This window comes from Curtobacterium sp. 9128, from assembly GCF_007673775.1.
Classification (GTDB): domain Bacteria; phylum Actinomycetota; class Actinomycetes; order Actinomycetales; family Microbacteriaceae; genus Curtobacterium.
Window position 1 is genome coordinate 466916 of sequence record NZ_VEAF01000002.1, and the last position, 15190, is coordinate 482105.

A 15190-nucleotide genomic window follows, 5' to 3' on the forward strand; every position below is an offset into this window, starting at 1 on the left:
CCGTCAGTGTCCGAGCGTGATCCGGAAGACCCGGACCCCGGCGGTCTGCAGCGCCGCGAGCCCGAGCCGCATCCGCAACGTGCGGAACGGCCGCGTGACGGTGTTCAACGCGGCGGCCGACCCCATCTGGTGGAGCACCTCCGTCGTCAGCGTGCGTTCGAGCTTCGGCACCAGCCGCGTCGCACCCGACACCGTCACCACGATGCGGACCGCGTTCGGCGCGAGCAGGGGACCGATGCGTTCCGCCGTCTCCTGCGCCCGGTGGAACGCGGGGTCGTCGCCAGGGCGGCGGATCGCGATGACGGCGAGGTCGGCCGACCCCTTCTCGGTCGGGTCGGGGAGGTCGTCCGCCTCGACGACACGCATCCGGGTGGCGTCCACGCCGGCGCGCACCGACGCCGCCCGGAGCACCGGGAGGAGGTCCTGGGTGCCGGCCAACACGACGTGCGCCGTCCGGAGGTCGATGGGGTCGTGCCGCTCCCGCGATGTTCGGGCCATGAGGGGTCCTTCCGCTCGCTTGCTGTGGACACTACTGATCCCGACGGGGAGACGCCGCCCGGGTGGGGCTCTCCGAGGGCCGGTGGACGACACGTGACGCCGACGGGGGGCTGTACAACCGGACAGGTTCGTGCAGAATGGTCTGCGGCCATGACGACTGCACCCGACACAGACCAGCATCCCGGCACCCCCGTGGTGCACACGTCCCGTCGTGCTGCCCTCGCAGCAGAACGCGCCGCAGCGCAGGCCCGGCCGTCGAAGCCGATGCGGCCGGCCGAGCCGAAGGCGCCCTCCACGCCGGCGCGCGTCGCCCGGACGACGCGCACCACCGCGCCGGCCCGCGTCACCCAGACGACGCGCACCACCGGTGCCGCACGCACGACGAAGCACCGCACCAGCCGCCTCACGGTCACGAGCGCCGTCGCGGCCGTCGCGATGTTCGCCGCCTCCGCGATGCCGGCCCACGCGAGCGCCGGCACGTCCAGCGCCACGTCCACCCTGGCGCCGACGGTCCGCACGCAGGACTACGCGGTCACCCAGGTGGTCGCGACGGCCACCACGACCCGTGACGGCTTCACCGTCGGCGGTGGCCGTTCCGGAGGCGACGCCGCCGCCGGCGCCGAGGTCACCTTCGGCGGCGAGGTCCGTTCGCCGTTCCCCGGCCCCGTGCGGATGAGCTCCGGCTTCGGGTACCGGCCGGCCCCGTGTGCGGCGTGCTCCTCGCTCCACCAGGGGCTCGACTTCAACCCGGGGATGGGCGCACCGATCGGGGCCGTCGCCGCGGGCACGGTCCGCGTCTCCGGCACGTACTTCTCCTACGGCAACGCGGTCATCATCGACCACGTGGTCGACGGCCGGAAGGTCTCGACCCTCTACGGCCACATGATCCCGGGCTCGTCTCCCCTGCAGGTCGGCGACGAGGTGACCGCGGGGCAGTTCGTCGGGCTGGTCGGGTCGTCGGGTGTCTCGACCGGGGCGCACCTGCACCTCGAGGTCCTCATGGACGGGTCGCTGCCGATCGACCCGCGCGCCTGGATCCAGTCCCACACCGGCCGCGCGCTCTGACCCGAACGCTCAGCTGCCTCCGGGGCAGAGCCCAGCGTCCCTGTGCAGGATCACAGCATGGACGACTGCCACAGACCTGACAGCCTGACCGTCACCCGCACCACCACCACCACCACCACCGGCCGGACGAGCCGCTGATGGGCGCCGACACGTGGATCGCCTTCGGGCTCGTGGTCCTCTTCGTGCTCGTCGGCGGGGTGTTCGCCGCCGCCGAGATCGCGCTCGTCTCGCTGCGGGAGTCGCAGCTGCAGCAGCTCGAACGGCGTGGGAACCGCGGCGCCCGCGTGGCCGCACTCGGCCGCGACCCGAACCGCTTCCTGTCCGCCGTGCAGATCGGCGTCACCGTGGCCGGCTTCTTCTCCGCCGCGTACGGCGCGTCCTCGATCGCCCCGGACGTCGCGCCGCTGTTCGCCGGCCTCGGGCTCGACCGGGCGGCGGCCGAGACGGTCGCGCTCGTCGCGATGACCCTCGTCATCGCCTACCTCTCGCTCGTCTTCGGCGAACTCGTCCCGAAGCGCCTCGCCCTGCAGCGCGCCGAGGGCTTCTCGATGCTCGTCGCACCGACGCTCGACCGGTTCGCGGCCGTGATGCGCCCGGCGATCTGGGTGCTCTCGACGAGCACCGACGCCGTCGTCCGGCTCCTCGGCGGGGACCCGGACGCCCGCAGCGCGTCGATGAGCACCGAGGAGCTCCGCGGGCTCGTCGCCGAGCACGACGCCATCGACGAGCAGGGGCGCCGGATCGCCAGCGGGGCGCTCGACGCCCAGGACCGCATCCTCCGTGAGTCGATGCGCCCGTGGTACGACGTCGCGACGCTCGACGCCGGGCAGCGGATCGCCGCCGCCACCGAGGCCGCGCTCGACCTCGGGCACACGCGCTACCTGGTCACCGCCGGCTCCCGCGACGAGGTGACCGGGTTCGTGCACCTCCGTGACCTCCTCCGTGCGGCGGACCCGACCGCTCCGACGTCGTCGGTCGTCCGACCGGTGGCGGCGTTCCCGGAGACGAAGTCGCTGTCGAGCACGATCGCGGAGCTCCGCACCGCCGGACAGCAGATCGCCCTCGTCGTCGACGAGTACGGGGGCAGCGCCGGGATGGTGACGCTCGAGGCCCTGCTCGAGGACCTCGTCGGCCCGATCCGCGACGAGTACGACCGTCCGTCCTCGGAGGACGGCGTCGACGGGTCGACCGTGCTCGAGGACCTCGCCGCGGAGGGCGGCCCGGTGCTCCCGGACGGCGACTACGAGACGGTCGGTGGCCTGGTCCAGGTGCACCTGGACCGTGTCCCACGTGTGGGCGACGTCGTCGAGGTGGGCGGACACCGGGTCACGGTGACCGCCATGGACGGTCACCGGGTCGCCCGCGTCACGGTCGAGCAGGACGTCGAGCAGCACGCCGAGCAGGACCTCCAGCACGACGCCGAGCGGCTCGCGACCGGTTGACCGACCCGACGCATCGCCGACCGACGGACGCAGCGGGCCACCGGCTGACGGGTCCCACCGGTACCTGCCGCCTTCCCGGGCGCAGGACGTAGCCTTCTCGTCATGGGTATCGACGTGCGCAGCGAGATCCGCGACTTCCTCTCCTCACGACGGGCCCGGATCACGCCCGACCAGGCGGGCATGCCGTCGTTCGGCGGCGGCGTCCGGCGTGTCCCCGGTCTCCGCCGGCACGAGGTCGCGATGCTCGCCGGCGTCAGCGTCGACTACTACACGCGGCTCGAGCGCGGTTCGCTCAAGGGCGTCTCGGACAGCGTGCTCGACGGTCTCGCCGGCGCGCTGCAGCTCGACGAGGACGAGCGGACCCACCTGTGGGACCTCGCGCGGCTCGCGAACTCCGGCGTGAAGACCATGCACCGGACCATGCCGACGCGGGTCCGCCCCGGCGTGCAGCGCCTCCTCGACGCGATCACCGGCGCCCCGGCGTGGGTGCGCAACGAGCGCGGCGACGTGCTCGCGGCGAACGAGCTCGGCCGTGCCCTGTACGCGCCGATGTTCGCCGGTCCAGGACGCCCCGTGAACACCGCCCGCTTCACGTTCCTCGACCCGGCCGCCCGCTCGTTCTTCCGGGACTGGGCGCAGACCGCCAGGGAGTCCGTCGCGATCCTCCGTGCCGCGGCGGTGGCGAACCCCTGCGAACCCGGACTCGTCACCCTGGTCGGCGAGCTCTCCACCCGGAGCGAGGAGTTCCGCACGTGGTGGGCCGAGCACGACGTCCGCGTGCACCGGACCGGCCGCAAGCGGATCGACCACCCGGTCGTCGGCGACCTCGACCTCGACTTCGAGGCGCTCGAGCTCGTCGCCGACCCGGGGCTCACCATGTTCACGTACAGCGCGGAACCGGGCTCGCCGTCCGAGCGGTCGCTCGCGCTCCTCGGCACCTGGGCCGCGACGGAACGGGCGGAGCAGGTCGCCGCCCTGCGCGCCGCGGAGTCCGAGTCCGTCGAGTGACCACGGGCGACCGCCGACCGGAGCCCGTGTTCGTCCGGGCGGTCAGGACGGCCCTCGGTCCGGCGCGCACGGTCCTCGTCGTCGGTGGCGGGACGGTCCCCTACGACCCTGCGGACCGGGACGTCACCGTCGTGGAACCCGTGCAGGACCTGCCGTTCCCGGACGGTGCGTTCGACGCGGCACTGACGGCGTTCTCCGTGCACGCGTGGGCCGAGCCGGAGCACGGGCTCGCCGAACTGCGCCGCGTCACGTCCGGACCGGTCGTCGTGCTGACGCGCGACCCGGACCGCGTCCGGGCGCACTGGCTCGCCGAGTACGCGCCCGACGTGGTGGCGGCGGACGCCGGGCGGCTCCCCGCGGTCGACCGCATCGCCGCCGCCCTCGGCGGGGACGTCACCACGACGCCGCTGCCCGTGCCCTTCACCTGCGTCGACGGGTTCGCAGAGGCCTACTACGGCCGGCCGGAGCGGTTGCTCGACGCCGGCGTCCGGAAGACCGACCCGGCATGGGCCCTCGTCGACGAGATGACCGCGGCCCGGAGCGTCGCGGCACTCCGCAGCGCCCTCGAACGCGGCGCCTGGGACGACCGGCACGGCCGTCTCCGGGTCAGCCCGTCGCACGAGGGGTCTGTCGTCCTGGTGACGGCGACGCCTACACTGGGCGCATGAGCACCCGTTCCGAGGAGGTCGTCGGCGCCCCCAGCGCCGGCATCAGGGCCTGACGCCCCCCGGTCGTGTCCGTCGGACACGACCGCCGATCGTCGATCCCACTCGGCGTCGTCCCTCCTCCCGGAACACCCGCTCGGTGCGGCGCACGCCTGCGCCCCGAGCGGCTCGACAGAACGGTGCACCATGCTCCCCCTCGACGAGAAGACCATCCGCGCGTCCTTCGTCAACGCCTCCCGCAAGGAGACCAGCGTCCTCACCCTGCCCACGGGCTTCGACGAGGTCGTCTGGGACGACCTCGACTTCATCGGCTGGCGCGACCCGAAGACCGCCCGGCGCGCGTACGCCGTCGTGCCGACCCTCGACGGCACGGTCGTCGGCATCCTGTTCCGGCAGGCCGACGCCGCACCGAACGCCCGGGCGCAGTGCTCGTGGTGCCAGGACGTGACGCTCCCGAACGACGTCGTGTTCTGGAGTGCGAAGCGCTCGGGTCCGGCCGGCCGGAACGGCAACACCGTCGGCACGCTCGTCTGCGCGGAGTTCCAGTGCTCGCGGAACGTCCGGAAGCTGCCGCCGCTCGCCTACGAGGGCCACGACCGCGAGGCCGCCAGGACCCGCCGCATCGAGGACCTGCAGCTGCGCGTCGCGGCGTTCGCCGCGGACGTCTGAGCCGATCCACGGCGGACGGGAGGTCCGTGGCCGGACCGCAACGAGCCTCCCGTCCGACGCCGCCCCGTTCCAGGGCCGTGCCCACCGACCCAGGGGACATCGGACGGAAACTCCCGTGAAACACGCGTTCCATAGCGTGGCCGCATGGAGATCGGCGACCTCGACGACGCGACCGCCCCCGACGCCGCGGCCGTGGTGCGGGGGTGGGCCGACGTGCCCGCCTGGGTGGACGCGCTCGTCGCGGCCCGGCCGTTCGGGTCGGTCGCGGCACTGATCGCGCGTGCCCGGACCGAGGCGGCGCACTGGGGCGCGGCCGAGCTCGACGCGGCGCTCGCCCACCACCCGCGCATCGGCGAGCGCGCGACGGACGCGTCCTCGGCTCGTGAGCAGTCATCGATGCGGACCGCCGACCAGGACGTCGTAGACCGCATCGCCGCCGGGAACGTCGCCTACGAGGAGCGGTTCGGCCGGGTGTTCCTCGTGCGCGCCGCCGGACGGACCCCGGACGAGCTCCTCGGCGAGCTCACGCGTCGGCTCGGGAACGACCCGGCTGCCGAGACGGCCGCGGCGGTCGACGCGCTGACCGACATCGCCGTGCACCGGATCCGCGCGACCTTCGCGGTGCCGCACCTGACCACGCACGTCCTCGACGCCACGTCCGGGACTCCGGCCACGGGCATCGGTCTGACCCTCCGCACCGCGGCCGGCGACGTGATCGCGTCCGGCACGACCGATGCCGACGGGCGCGCTGCCCTCGGCCCGGACGTGCTCCCCCGCGGCGACCTCGAGCTCCGTTTCGCGACCGGTGCGTTCTTCGCCGCCGCCGGCGTCCCGACCTTCCACCCGTCCGTGACCGTGGCGTTCACCGTCACCGGCACGGAGCACCTGCACGTGCCCCTGCTGTTGAGCCCCTTCGCCTACAGCACCTACCGAGGGAGTTGACCCGATGCCCGAGACCACCGTCCACCTGGGACCGAACAAGTACGGCAAGGCCGAGAACCGCCTGGTGCGCATCACCCGACACGGCGACCGGCACGAGATCGCCGACCTGACGGTGACGTCGCAGCTCATCGGGGACTTCGTCACGTCGTTCACCGCCGGGGACAACGCGTCGATCATCGCGACCGACACCCAGAAGAACACCGTGTTCGCCTTCGCGAAGGAGTACGGCGTCGGGGCCCCCGAGGAGTTCCTCGCGACCCTGGCCACGCACTTCACCGACGAGTTCGACTGGGTGACCGGCGGGGTCTGGCAGGCTGAGATGCACCCGTGGGAGCGGATCACCGTCGCCGGGCAGCCGCACGACCACTCCTTCCGGCGGACGGGTGCCGGCACCAGGCTCGCGACCGTCCAGGTGTCCGACGGGGTGCGGCACGTCACCGGCGGCGTGCAGGACCTGGTGGTGCTGAAGTCGACGGGCTCCGAGTTCCACGGGTACCCGCGGACGCGGTTCACCACGCTGCCCGAGGTCACCGACCGGATCATGGCGACCGAGGTCACGGCGCGGTGGCGGTACCTCCCGGAGGCGGTCGAGGCGGGGATCGACTACGACGGCCTGTACGACGAGGTCGTCGCCGTGATGCTCGAGCAGTTCGCCACCGTGCACTCGTACGCGCTGCAGCAGACCCTCTTCGCGATGGGCCGTGCGGCGATCGAGCTCCGGCCGGAACTGGCCGAGGTGCGGTTCTCGATGCCGAACAAGCACCACTTCGTCGTCGACCTGTCCCCGTTCGACATGACGAACGAGAACGAGGTCTTCATCGCCGCCGACCGCCCCTACGGCCTCATCGAGGGCACCGTCGTCCGCGACGGCGTCGAGGACGCCCCGGCGGCCTGGGAGCACCTGCCCGCCTTCATCTGACCCACGTCCCGACGGACGGACGGGAGGCTCGGTGCCAGCTGGCACCGAGCCTCCCGTCCGCGCGTGGCCGGTGGGACTACCGGCCGATGCCCGACATGTCGGGGTAGCGGTCGCCGGTGGGCGCGGGGAGCGCCGACAGGCGCGCCACCTGGTCCGCCGTGAGCGAGAGGTCGGCTGCGCCGACGTTCTCCTCGAGCCGGGTGACCTTCTTCGTGCCGGGGATCGGGACGACGTCGTCGCCCTGGGCCAGCAGCCAGGCGAGTGCGACCTGCGCCGGGGTGGCCCCGGCCTCGTCGGCGACGGCCTTGACCTCGTCGACGATGCGCATGTTCGTCTGGAACGCCTCCTCCTGGAAGCGCGGGTTGTGGCGACGGAAGTCGTCGTCGTCGAGGTCCGACGGCTTCGTGATCGCGCCCGTCAGGAACCCGCGTCCGAGCGGCGAGTAGGGCACCAGGCCGATGCCGAGTTCGCGGAGCGTGGCGAGCACGCCGTCCTCGGGGTCGCGGGTCCACAGCGAGTACTCGCTCTGCAGGGCCGTGACCGGGTGCACGGCGTGGGCCTTCCGGATCGTGTCGACGCCCGCCTCGGACAGCCCGACGTGACGGATCTTGCCCTCCTGTACGAAGCCGGCGAGCTGACCCATGACGTCCTCGATCGGCGTCTTCGGGTCGACCCGGTGCTGGTACCAGAGGTCGATGTGGTCGGTGCCGAGCCGCCGCAGCGACCCCTCGAGGGCGATGCGCACCGAGTCGGGGTCGGAGCTGACCTCACGCTCGGTGCTCGGCGTCGTCTCGCCGGGCGTGTGGGTGATGATGCCGAACTTCGTGGCGAGGACGACGTCGTCGCGGCGGTCCTTGATCGCGCGGCCGACGAGTTCCTCGTTGACGTAGGGGCCGTACATCTCGGCCGTGTCGATGAGCGTGACGCCCAGGTCGAGTGCGCGGTGGATCGTGCGGATCGACTCGTCGTCGTCCGTCCCGGCGCCCGAGTAGAAGGCGCTCATCCCCATGGTGCCGAAGCCGATCGCGCCGACCTCGAGATCTGCGAGCTTCCGTGTCTGCATGGTCCCGGTCTACTCCGGGTGCCCGGTTGGAGGGAGGCACCGGTCGTACCGGTCAGGGAGCGACCCCGTTCGGTGTGGATCCTCCAAGGTCCTGGTCAGCCGGTGCCGTGTCTGCTGGAGTCGGGTCCGTGAACCTGTACTTCCGGCTGTTCCTGCTCCGCCTGCGCGTCCGACGCGGACCACGCCTGTCGCTCTGGGACGAGGCGAGGACGCCGTTCCGGGTGACGCTCACCGACCTGGACCCGCTCCGGCACGTGAACAACGGCAAGTACCTGTCGCTGCTCGACCTCGGCCGACTCGACCTCATGCTCCGCGCCGGGTTCTGGGACGCGCTCCGTGACCGCGGGTGGTTCCCGGTCGTGGCGGCGCAGACGATCACCTACAAGCGGTCGCTGACGCTCGGGCAGCGGTTCGACCTCCGGACGCGGGTGCTCGGCGTGGACGAGCGGTCCGTGTACCTCGAGCAGACGTTCGTCCGGCGCGGCGGGGTCGTCGCCCGCGCGGTCGTCCAGGCGCGGTTCCTGCGGTCCGGTGGCGGGCACGTGTCGCCGGCGGAGCTGCTCGACGCGGTCGGCGGGGCGCCGGAGGACCTGGCCCTGCCCGCGTGGGTGGCGGCGTGGGCGAGCGCGGTGCGGATCAGCGGCGACGGGTCGTGACGCGCACGACTCGGTCCGGACGGGTCGGCGCGGCCGGCACGGCCCGGACGGCTCGGTCCGGACGGGCGAGTAGACAGGTCGCGTGACCGAGGGACGCAGCAGCGCACGCAGGACGACCACCCGCCGAGGACTCATCGCGGGGGGTGTCGGCCTCGGGGTCGCCGGAGTCCTCGCAGCGTGCACACGGGCCCCGGCACCGCGACCCTCGTCGTCGTCCTCGGCGACCCCGTTCACGCCGCCGTCGTCCGGGCCGGACTCCTGGGACGCGCTCGCCGCCGCGGTGTCCGGGACGCTGCTGCGCTCGGGGTCCCCGGGGTGGGACGGGGCACGGGTCCTCGAGAACCCGCGGTACGACGACGCCGACCCGCAGGGCATCCTCCGGGTGGCGAACGCCGACGACGTCGTCGCGGGGCTCGCGTTCGCCCGGAACACCCGGACCCCGGTGGCGCTCCGGGCCGGCGGGCACTCCTACACGGGCTGGTCGGCGGGCGGTGCAGCGGGGACGGACGTGCCCCGGTCGCTCGTCATCAGCACGCAGGCCCTCGACCACGTCGCCGTCTCCGGGGACTCCGTCACGATGGGCCCCGGCGCACGGCTCGCCGACGTGTACGCCTCGCTCGCCCGGGCCGGGCGGGCGATCGGCTCCGGGTCCTGCCCGACGGTCGGCATCGGCGGGCTGACGCTCGGCGGTGGGGTCGGTGTGCTCGTCCGGTCCTTCGGGCTCACGTGCGACCAGCTCACCGGCGCGACGGTCGTCACCGCGGACGGGGCCGTTCACGAGGTCTCGGCCAGCCGGGAGCCGGACCTGTTCTGGGCCTGTCGGGGCGGTGGCGGCGGGACCGTCGGCGTCGTGACCTCGCTGACCTTCCGGACCCAGGCCGCGCCCGATGTCCTGCTGTTCCAGATCGCCTTCCCCTGGTCGGCGGCCGCGGACGTCGTGCGCGCCTGGCAGGACTGGGCGCCGAAGGCCGACCGGCAGCTCTGGTCGACGCTGAAGCTGCTCGGAGGATCCCGGCACAGCACCCCGAGCGTGACCGTCACCGGGACGTGGACGGGTGCCAAGTCGGGCGCGGACAGCAGCGTCGACGGCTTCATCCAGGCGACCGGAGCCACGCCGACCTCGCACACGGCGACGGAGCTCACCTACGGGCAGGCGATGGCGCAGCTCGCCGGGAAGGCGCAGCGGGTCTCCGAGGCGGCGACCTCGTCGATCGGCGGCACGGCCCTGAGCGACGCGCAGATCGGCGTGCTCGTGCAGCAGGCCGCGGATGCCAGCACGGTCGCCGGCCTGCTCGAGGGCGGCGTCGCGCTCGACGCGCTCGGCGGGGTCGTGGCCGACGTCGGCCGGACGGACAGCGCCTTCCCGTGGCGGTCGGCTCTCTGCACGGTGCAGTACACCGCGGTGTTCGCCGACGGTGCCGACCCGGCGCCCTTCGACGCGTACGTGCGGGGGTTCCGGGCGGCGATGGTGCCGGCGTGGGGCGACGGCGCGTACGCGAACTACTGCGACGCGGCGATCACCGACCCGGCGGCGTACTTCGACGTCAACACCTCGCGCCTGCACCGGATCGCGGAACAGGCCGACCCGGACGGGCTGTTCGCCCAGCCGCACTGGGTGTGACCGGTCGACGAGCCCACGCAGCACTGCAGAACGGACACAGCACCGCGGATCTCCGCGGTGCTGTGTCCGTTCGGTGGTTCGGTCGTGGTGCTCGCGTCAGCGACGGAAGTAGGCGTTCGAGGAGGGGAGGAACATCAGGACCGTGGCGATGATCACGGCGATGAGGCCGATCGTCCCGAGGATGCTGAACGCGCTCACGACGCCGAGGACCTGCAGGATCGCCAGGACGAGCAGCACGATGCGCGCCCAGTTCCGGCCGTCGCGCATGCGGAACACGATGAAGAGCTCCACGATGGCGATGATGATGGCGATGACGCCGCCGATCACCACGGCGGTGCCGGCAGCGGCGCCCTGGACCTGCGATCCGGCGGCGATCAGGCCGACGATGCCGCCGATGATCCCGACCAGGACCGTCACCAGCCACAGGACGAACGAGATGGTGACCGTTGTCGGACGACCCGACGCGGAGGAGCTGCTCATGGTGTGTTCCCTTTCGTGACCGGCACTGGCCGCGGCAACCCGATGGTTGCTCAGCGCCGAACGTAGTCGTGTACCCCGCTCCCGTCCGCACTCCTACGATGTGCGCATGGACATCGAGCCGTTCGTCGTCGCCGACGCCGCCGCCTGGCGGGCGTGGCTCGACACGCACGAGGACACATCCGACGGGGTCTGGCTCGCGCTCGCGAAGAAGGGCACGACCGAACCGACGACGCTGACGTACGCGCAGGCCCTCGACGAGGCGCTCTGCTCCGGCTGGATCGACGGCCAGAAGCGGAGCCTCGACGCCGCGGTGTTCCTGCAGCGGTTCACCCCGCGTCGGAAGGCGTCGCTCTGGTCGGAGCGCAACATCGGACTCGTCGCCGCGCTGGTCGCCGCCGGTCGGATGCGGGACCGCGGCCAGGCCGAGATCGACCGCGCGAAGGCCGACGGGCGGTGGGAGCGCGCCTACGCCGGGGCGGCGAGCGCGACCGTGCCGGACGACCTGCGCGCGGCACTCGATGCCGTGCCCGCTGCAGCGGTTCTCTTCGCCGAGCTCGACGCGACGAACCGGTACGCGGTGCTGCACCGGGTGACGACCGCCCCGAGTCCGGGTGCCCGGGCGGACCGCGTCGCGAAGCTGGTCGGGATGCTCGACCGCGGCGAGACCCCGTACCCGAGGACGCCGGCGCGACGACGTAGCGGGTCCGAGAGCGCCGGGCCAGGGGGACATCCCCGCTGAGGACGGTCCACCGCACCGGGGTAGACCGGATGCATGACCACAGGTACTGACACCACCACCCGTCCCGCGGACGCCTCCGGCACCTTCCGGATCGGCGGCGACCTCGAGGTGAACCGCCTGGGCTACGGCACCATGCAGCTCACCGGACCCGGCGTCTGGGGTCCGCCGAAGGACCACGACGAGGCGGTCCGCGTGCTGAAGCGCGCGGTCGAACTCGGCGTGAACTTCTTCGACACCGCCGACAGCTACGGTCCCTACATCGCCGAGGACCTGCTCCGTGAGGCCCTGCACCCCTACGGCGACGACGTCGTCATCGCCACGAAGGCGGGCCTGACCCGGACCGGCCCGAACGAGTGGCCGCCGGTCGGTCGTCCCGAGTACCTCCGCCAGGAGGCCGAGATGAGCCTCCGCCGCCTCGGGCTCGAGCGCATCGACCTGTTCCAGCTGCACCGCATCGACCCGAAGGTCCCGCTCGAGGACCAGGTCGGCGAGCTCAAGAAGCTCCAGGACGAGGGCAAGATCCGCCACATCGGTCTCTCCGAGGTGCAGGTCGACGAGGTGAAGGCGGCGCAGGAGATCGCCACGATCGTCTCCGTGCAGAACCTCTACAACCTGCAGAAGCGCGACGCCGAGGAACTCCTCGACTGGTCGACCGAGCAGGGCATCGGCTTCATCCCGTGGTTCCCGCTCGCGACCGGTGGTCTGACCGGCGACGACTCGCCGCTGACCGACCTCGCGAAGCGCAAGGACGCCACCCCGGCGCAGGTGGCCCTCGCCTGGCTGCTCAAGCGCTCGCCCGTCATGCTCCCGATCCCGGGCACGTCGAGCGTCGCGCACCTCGAGGACAACCTCGCCGGTGCGACCATCGAGCTGTCCGACGACGAGTTCGCCGAGCTCTCCCGCCTCGGCGAGTGAGCCCGTCGACCCCGGTGTCGCCCCACGCGGGACGGCACCGGGGTCGCTCCACGTTCAGCCCGTGATGGCGGCCAGCGCGGGCGCGACGACGGCGCTGAGCTCCTCGGCGGGGTGGCTGAGCAGGCCCTTCACCATCCGGGTGTCGTCGTCGGCGAGGACCTCCGCCACCCCGGCGACGACCCCGTCGTACGCCTGCGCGACGACGCTCTCCGGGCTCGTCTTCGGCACGTCGAAGCGCGCGCCCATGTCGGTGTCGACCATGCCGACGAAGACGCCCGTCACGGTCGTTCCCTGCGCCGCAAGCTCGGTCCGCAGACCGTTCGTCGCCCCCCACGCTGCGGCCTTCGACGCCGCGTAGACGGTCGGGATCGGGATCCACGCGGCGAGGGACAGCACCGTCAGCACGGCACCGCCGCCGTTGCGGGCGAGCACCGGTGCGAAGGCCCCTGAGACCTTCATCGTGCCGAACACGTTCGTCGCGAAGACCGAGCGCAGCAGGTCGTCGTCGGCGTCCGCGATCGAGGTGTCCTCCGCGGGCGCGATGGCCGCGTTGTTCACGAGGAGGTCGACGTCGGGCGCCGCCTCGGCAGCCGCGGCGATCGAGCGGGCGTCGGTGAGGTCGAGGACGAGCGGCACGATGCGCGCGTCGTCCCACTGCCGGGGTGAACGCGCCGTCGCGTACACCTTGGCGGCGCCGCGCTCGAGCGCCTCGCGCACGAACCGCTCGCCGATCCCGCGGTTCGCTCCGGTCACGAGCGCGATCCTGCCGTCGAGTCGCTCAGTCATGGTCACTCCTGTAGGTTGGACGGAAAACGGGGACTTCCCCCGGATCAGTATGTGGGGAGTAACCCCACTTGTGTCAACCGCCGACGCGCAGATCGGAGACGCCATGGACCCGGCGACCACCAAGCCCCTGCGTGCCGACGCCCGTCGGAACCGCGACGCCATCGTCACCGCGGCACGGCAGGTCTTCGAGCAGGACGGCATCTTCGCGCCGATCGACGGCATCGCCACCGCAGCCGGGGTCGGCAACGCCACGCTCTACCGGAACTTCCCGACCCGGGACGACCTCCTCGCCGCGGTCATGACGGAGGCGTTCCAGGCCGCGCTCGACGACTCCCGCGAGCTCGAGGACCTGCCCGCCGGCGAGGCCCTCGCCGAGTGGATGTTCCGCGTGACCTGGCAGCTCCGGATCTGGCAGAACCTGCCGACCTGCATCGCCGGCGCCATCGGCGACGAGGACTCACCGGTCAGCGCGGTCTGCACGGGGCTGACCGAGCGGACGGCGGCGTTCCTCGCCCGGGCACAGGCCGACGGCGCCGCCACCGACGCGGCGAGCGCCGAGGACCTCTTCCAGCTGCTGACGTCGGTGTCCTGGGGGGTCGACCGCTTCGGCGACGACCGGCACCGCGCCCGTGACCGCGTCCGCCTCGCCACCGCCGGCGTCTTCCGCTGAGGACCCGGCACGACGGTCACCGCCCGACTACCGTTGGCCTCATGCAGCGACGCACCCTGGCCAGCACCGGCCGCGAGACATCCGTGATCGGCCTCGGCACCTGGCAGTTCGGCGGCGACTGGGGCCCGGTGGAGGACGCCGACGCCTTCGCCGTGATGGACGCCTCGTTCGAGTCCGGCGTGACGCTCTTCGACACCGCCGACGTCTACGGCGACGGCCGCAGCGAGGAGCTCATCGGCCGCTGGTTGCGGGCGAACGCCGACGCCGGCGTGACGGTCGCGACGAAGATGGGCCGGCGGGTCGAGCAGGTCCCGTCGAACTACACCGCGGCGGCGTTCCGGGGCTGGGTCGACCGCTCCCGGGCGAACCTGCAGCAGGACACGCTCGACCTCGTGCAGCTGCACTGCCCGCCGACCGCGGTGTTCGACGACGACGCCGTGTACGACGCCCTCGACGCACTCGTCGAGGACCGGTCGATCGCGGCCTACGGCGTCAGCGTCGAGACCGCGGACCAGGCGCTCACCGCGATGCGCCACACGGGTGTCGCCAGCGTCCAGATCATCCTCAACGCGTTCCGGCTGAAGCCGCTCGACGCCGTGCTGCCGACCGCGGTGGAGGCCGGTGTCGCGGTGCTCGCGCGCGTCCCGCTGGCCTCGGGGCTGCTCTCCGGCAAGTACACGACGGCGACGGACTTCGCCCCGGAGGACCACCGTTCCTACAACCGGCACGGTGAGGCGTTCGACCAGGGTGAGACCTTCAGCGGCGTGCCGTTCGAGGACGGCGTGCGGGCCGCGCAGGAGTTCGCCGCAGCCCTGCCCGAGGGGGTCTCGGTGCCGCAGGCAGCGCTCGCCTGGATCGTGGCGCAGGACGGCGTCACGGCGGCGATCCCCGGCGCGCGGAACGCCGACCAGGCACGGTCGAACGCCGCGGCCGGATCGCTCGACCCCGTCCCGGGACTCGACGCCACGGTGCACGAGCTCTACGACCGCTGGTTCCGCGCCACCGTCCACGAGCGCTGGTGACGCGCCGCACGGATCGACGCACCACGTGAC

The 15190-nt window shown here is 72.8% G+C and carries 17 protein-coding genes and 1 pseudogene; 14 read left to right on the forward strand and 4 right to left on the reverse strand.

From position 1 onward, the window contains the following. Nucleotides 1-3: 3 nt before the first annotated feature. Entirely contained in the window at nucleotides 4-498 is a 495-nt protein-coding gene (locus FS641_RS05440) for a hypothetical protein (protein ID WP_144761023.1), read from the reverse strand. A 150-nt stretch (nucleotides 499-648) separates the two neighbouring features. Here FS641_RS05440 and FS641_RS05445 point away from each other — a divergent pair, with 150 nt between their 5' ends. The 8 genes and pseudogenes from FS641_RS05445 to pucL all read left to right on the forward strand — a co-directional run bounded on the left by FS641_RS05445 (nucleotide 649) and on the right by pucL (nucleotide 7208). Beyond that, a complete protein-coding gene (locus tag FS641_RS05445; protein WP_144761026.1) occupies nucleotides 649-1563 on the forward strand; it encodes a M23 family metallopeptidase in 915 nt (304 codons plus the stop codon). 137 nt (nucleotides 1564-1700) lie between these two features. Beyond that, nucleotides 1701-3005: a hemolysin family protein gene (locus tag FS641_RS05450; protein ID WP_144761030.1), complete on the forward strand. Its 1305-nt coding sequence runs from the start codon at nucleotides 1701-1703 to the stop codon at nucleotides 3003-3005. 102 nt (nucleotides 3006-3107) lie between these two features. Continuing rightward, nucleotides 3108-4013, forward strand: a complete 906-nt coding sequence (locus FS641_RS05455) for a helix-turn-helix transcriptional regulator (protein WP_186317583.1) — start codon at nucleotides 3108-3110, stop codon at nucleotides 4011-4013. Then, nucleotides 4010-4681, forward strand: a complete 672-nt coding sequence (locus FS641_RS05460; protein WP_144761033.1) for a methyltransferase domain-containing protein — start codon at nucleotides 4010-4012, stop codon at nucleotides 4679-4681. The genes FS641_RS05455 and FS641_RS05460 overlap by 4 nt, the downstream gene beginning before the upstream one ends. 183 nt (nucleotides 4682-4864) lie before the next feature. After that, nucleotides 4865-5347: an FBP domain-containing protein gene (locus FS641_RS05465; RefSeq protein WP_144761036.1), complete on the forward strand. Its 483-nt coding sequence runs from the start codon at nucleotides 4865-4867 to the stop codon at nucleotides 5345-5347. Between the two features lie 144 nt (nucleotides 5348-5491). Further along, a pseudogene (gene uraD, locus FS641_RS18390) lies at nucleotides 5492-5950 on the forward strand (2-oxo-4-hydroxy-4-carboxy-5-ureidoimidazoline decarboxylase); the annotation flags it as partial. Nucleotides 5951-5968: 18 nt separating this feature from the next. After that, nucleotides 5969-6289 (forward strand): hydroxyisourate hydrolase, encoded by a 321-nt coding sequence (gene uraH / locus FS641_RS18395; protein WP_260855708.1) that lies wholly within the window; start codon nucleotides 5969-5971, stop codon nucleotides 6287-6289. Between the two features lie 4 nt (nucleotides 6290-6293). Continuing rightward, complete coding sequence (gene pucL, locus FS641_RS05475) at nucleotides 6294-7208, forward strand: factor-independent urate hydroxylase (RefSeq protein ID WP_144761044.1); 915 nt, start codon at nucleotides 6294-6296, stop codon at nucleotides 7206-7208. Nucleotides 7209-7284: 76 nt separating this feature from the next. Here pucL and FS641_RS05480 read toward each other — a convergent pair whose 3' ends face one another. Continuing rightward, on the reverse strand, nucleotides 7285-8271 hold the full coding sequence (locus tag FS641_RS05480; protein ID WP_144761047.1) for an aldo/keto reductase: 987 nt from the start codon (nucleotides 8269-8271) through the stop codon (nucleotides 7285-7287). 128 nt (nucleotides 8272-8399) lie between these two features. Between FS641_RS05480 and FS641_RS05485 the strand changes: the two genes are divergently transcribed. Next, nucleotides 8400-8927, forward strand: a complete 528-nt coding sequence (locus FS641_RS05485; RefSeq protein WP_144761050.1) for a thioesterase family protein — start codon at nucleotides 8400-8402, stop codon at nucleotides 8925-8927. Between the two features lie 82 nt (nucleotides 8928-9009). Beyond that, on the forward strand, nucleotides 9010-10548 hold the full coding sequence (locus tag FS641_RS05490) for an FAD-binding oxidoreductase (RefSeq protein ID WP_144761053.1): 1539 nt from the start codon (nucleotides 9010-9012) through the stop codon (nucleotides 10546-10548). Between the two features lie 96 nt (nucleotides 10549-10644). On the opposite strand, the gene FS641_RS05495 is transcribed toward FS641_RS05490, so the two are convergent. Continuing rightward, nucleotides 10645-11028, reverse strand: a complete 384-nt coding sequence (locus FS641_RS05495) for a hypothetical protein (protein WP_144761056.1) — start codon at nucleotides 11026-11028, stop codon at nucleotides 10645-10647. A gap of 106 nt (nucleotides 11029-11134) precedes the next feature. On the opposite strand from FS641_RS05495, the gene FS641_RS05500 reads away from it, so the two are divergent. Further along, complete coding sequence (locus FS641_RS05500) at nucleotides 11135-11767, forward strand: YdeI family protein (RefSeq protein WP_144761059.1); 633 nt, start codon at nucleotides 11135-11137, stop codon at nucleotides 11765-11767. A 33-nt stretch (nucleotides 11768-11800) separates the two neighbouring features. Beyond that, entirely contained in the window at nucleotides 11801-12682 is an 882-nt protein-coding gene (locus FS641_RS05505; RefSeq protein WP_144761062.1) for an aldo/keto reductase, read from the forward strand. 54 nt (nucleotides 12683-12736) lie between these two features. Here FS641_RS05505 and FS641_RS05510 read toward each other — a convergent pair whose 3' ends face one another. Continuing rightward, nucleotides 12737-13468: an SDR family oxidoreductase gene (locus FS641_RS05510; RefSeq protein ID WP_144761065.1), complete on the reverse strand. Its 732-nt coding sequence runs from the start codon at nucleotides 13466-13468 to the stop codon at nucleotides 12737-12739. Between the two features lie 70 nt (nucleotides 13469-13538). Between FS641_RS05510 and FS641_RS05515 the strand changes: the two genes are divergently transcribed. Together FS641_RS05515 and FS641_RS05520 are read left to right on the forward strand one after the other, a co-directional pair. Further along, on the forward strand, nucleotides 13539-14138 hold the full coding sequence (locus FS641_RS05515) for a TetR/AcrR family transcriptional regulator (RefSeq protein ID WP_222122047.1): 600 nt from the start codon (nucleotides 13539-13541) through the stop codon (nucleotides 14136-14138). A gap of 41 nt (nucleotides 14139-14179) precedes the next feature. Then, nucleotides 14180-15160: an aldo/keto reductase gene (locus FS641_RS05520; RefSeq protein WP_144761068.1), complete on the forward strand. Its 981-nt coding sequence runs from the start codon at nucleotides 14180-14182 to the stop codon at nucleotides 15158-15160. Nucleotides 15161-15190 lie beyond the last annotated feature (30 nt).

Excerpts from the sequence above, each read along its gene's own strand:
- FS641_RS05440 (WP_144761023.1), bottom strand. The coding sequence starts at position 498 with ATGGCCCGAACATCGCGGGAGCGGCACGACCCCATCGACCTCCGGACG.
- FS641_RS05445 (WP_144761026.1), top strand. The coding sequence starts at position 649 with ATGACGACTGCACCCGACACAGACCAGCATCCCGGCACCCCCGTGGTG.
- FS641_RS05450 (WP_144761030.1), top strand. The coding sequence starts at position 1,701 with ATGGGCGCCGACACGTGGATCGCCTTCGGGCTCGTGGTCCTCTTCGTG.
- FS641_RS05455 (WP_186317583.1), top strand. The coding sequence starts at position 3,108 with ATGGGTATCGACGTGCGCAGCGAGATCCGCGACTTCCTCTCCTCACGA.
- FS641_RS05465 (WP_144761036.1), top strand. The coding sequence starts at position 4,865 with ATGCTCCCCCTCGACGAGAAGACCATCCGCGCGTCCTTCGTCAACGCC.
- pucL (WP_144761044.1), top strand. The coding sequence starts at position 6,294 with ATGCCCGAGACCACCGTCCACCTGGGACCGAACAAGTACGGCAAGGCC.
- FS641_RS05480 (WP_144761047.1), bottom strand. The coding sequence starts at position 8,271 with ATGCAGACACGGAAGCTCGCAGATCTCGAGGTCGGCGCGATCGGCTTC.
- FS641_RS05495 (WP_144761056.1), bottom strand. The coding sequence starts at position 11,028 with ATGAGCAGCTCCTCCGCGTCGGGTCGTCCGACAACGGTCACCATCTCG.
- FS641_RS05500 (WP_144761059.1), top strand. The coding sequence starts at position 11,135 with ATGGACATCGAGCCGTTCGTCGTCGCCGACGCCGCCGCCTGGCGGGCG.
- FS641_RS05505 (WP_144761062.1), top strand. The coding sequence starts at position 11,801 with ATGACCACAGGTACTGACACCACCACCCGTCCCGCGGACGCCTCCGGC.
- FS641_RS05510 (WP_144761065.1), bottom strand. The coding sequence starts at position 13,468 with ATGACTGAGCGACTCGACGGCAGGATCGCGCTCGTGACCGGAGCGAAC.
- FS641_RS05520 (WP_144761068.1), top strand. The coding sequence starts at position 14,180 with ATGCAGCGACGCACCCTGGCCAGCACCGGCCGCGAGACATCCGTGATC.